This window comes from Streptomyces sp. HSW2009 (genome assembly GCF_040240285.1).
In the GTDB taxonomy this organism is placed as follows: domain Bacteria; phylum Actinomycetota; class Actinomycetes; order Streptomycetales; family Streptomycetaceae; genus Streptomyces.
Genome location: NZ_JBEHZD010000949.1, coordinates 1 through 1,616, shown reverse-complemented (window position 1 = coordinate 1,616; position 1,616 = coordinate 1). Strand labels below are relative to the sequence as shown.

The 1,616-nt window shown below is 77.0% G+C and carries 1 protein-coding gene and 1 pseudogene; both read right to left on the bottom strand.

Features of this window, described 5'->3' with window-relative positions:
* Window positions 1-320 precede the first annotated feature (320 nt).
* Window positions 321-1,166 carry an ABC transporter permease gene (locus AAHZ94_RS33760; protein WP_349997509.1) on the bottom strand — a complete coding sequence of 282 codons (846 nt, stop codon included), beginning with the start codon at window positions 1,164-1,166 and terminating at the stop codon, window positions 321-323.
* A pseudogene (locus AAHZ94_RS33755) lies at window positions 1,163-1,616 on the bottom strand (hypothetical protein); the annotation flags it as partial. The gene AAHZ94_RS33760 and the pseudogene AAHZ94_RS33755, both read right to left, overlap by 4 nt.

Sequence of the window (1,616 nt, the reverse complement as noted above, 5' to 3'; positions counted from 1 at the left end):
CAGCCCCGGCGGCCCGGGCCCCGCGCCGCCGCCCACCCCCACGAGGAGCCGTGCCCGCGCACCCCGCCCCGCCCCGCCCCGCCCTACCGCGTCACGTCACGTCACACCGCGTCGCGGCGCGACACCGTACGGACCTGGCGCCCCGGCCGGCACCCGCAGCCCACCCGCCGTACGGGCCGAGCGCCACGACCGGCCCCCGCAGCCCGGCCCCGGCGCAGCCCCCGCGGCCCCCGCAGCCCCACCGCAGAGCGGAGCACCCCAAGCCCGGCACCGCCCGCCCCCCAGCCCCGGCCCCGCCAGCGCCGCGGGCACCCGTACGGTTAGCCGCCCAGCCGCAGATAGCGTCGTACCGCCAGCGGGAAGAAGACCGCGAGCAGCGCCAGCGGCCAGCAGATCGCCAGCAGGCCAGCATGGTCCGCTGCCCAGGAGTCGCCGCCCCAGCCGGGGTTGTCGAACAGGTCGCGGACCGCCGTCGCGGTGGCCGACATCGGGTTCCACTCGGCGATCGCGCCGAGCCAGTCCGGCATGGTGTCGGCCGAGGTGAAGGCGTTGGAGAGGAAGCCCACGGGCCAGACCAGGATCTGCACCGCCTGCACCAGCTCCGGCTTGCCCGCCGCCATGCCCAGATAGATGCCGAGCCACAGCATCGCGAAGCGCAGCAGGAGCAGCAGCCCGATCGCCGCCAGCCCCGCGCCGACGCCGCCGTGCCAGCGCCAGCCCATCAACAGCCCGGCCAGCAGCAACACCACCACGCTGACCAGGGATTCGATCATGTCCGCCACGCTGCGCCCGACCAGCACCGCCGACCGGCTCATCGGCATCGCGCGGAACCGGTCGAGCACGCCCTTGTTGAGGTCCGTGGTGATCGACACCATCGTCGACTCCAGGCCGAACGCCATGGTCAGCGCGAGCATCCCGGGGAACAGGAACTCCTTGTAGTCCCCGCCGCCGGCCACCTCCATGCCGCCGCCGATGAAGTACGCGAACATCACCAGCATCATCACCGGGAAGACCAGCCCGACCAGGAGTTGCACCGGCTGCCGCGCCCAGTGGGCCAGTTCGCGGCGGGTCATGGTCCAGGCGTCGGTCAGCGCCCATCCGATGCGACCGGCCGCGCCGGCCGGCCGCGCCACCACCGTCAGGTCCGCCCCTGCGATCTCCGTCATGCCCCGGCCTCCCGCTCGCCCTGCTCGCCCCGACTGTCCTGGCTGGCCCGACCGGCCCGCCCGCTCCGGCTGCTCTGCCGGGCCCCGGCCCCAGCGTCGGACCCGGCGTCGGCCTCGGCCCCAGCCCCGCCCCCGGCCCGGTCCTCCGGTCGCGACCCCGTCAGCTCAAGGAACACCTCGTCCAGGGTCGGCCGGCGCAGGGCGATGTCCCGGGCCTCGATGCCGGCCGCCGCCAACTCCCGTACGGTCTCGGTCAGTACGGCGATCCGGTCCACCACCGGGGCGCTGATCCGCAGCGCGTCCTGGTCCTGTTCGACGGCCTCCGCGCGGGCCGCGCGGGCCACCACGGCCGCGGGGGGGGGCCGGGGGGGGGCCCCCGCGGGCGCCCCCCCCCGGCCGGGGCGGGCGCGCCGGGGGGGGGGCCGCGGCGGCGGGGCCGGGCGGGGGGGG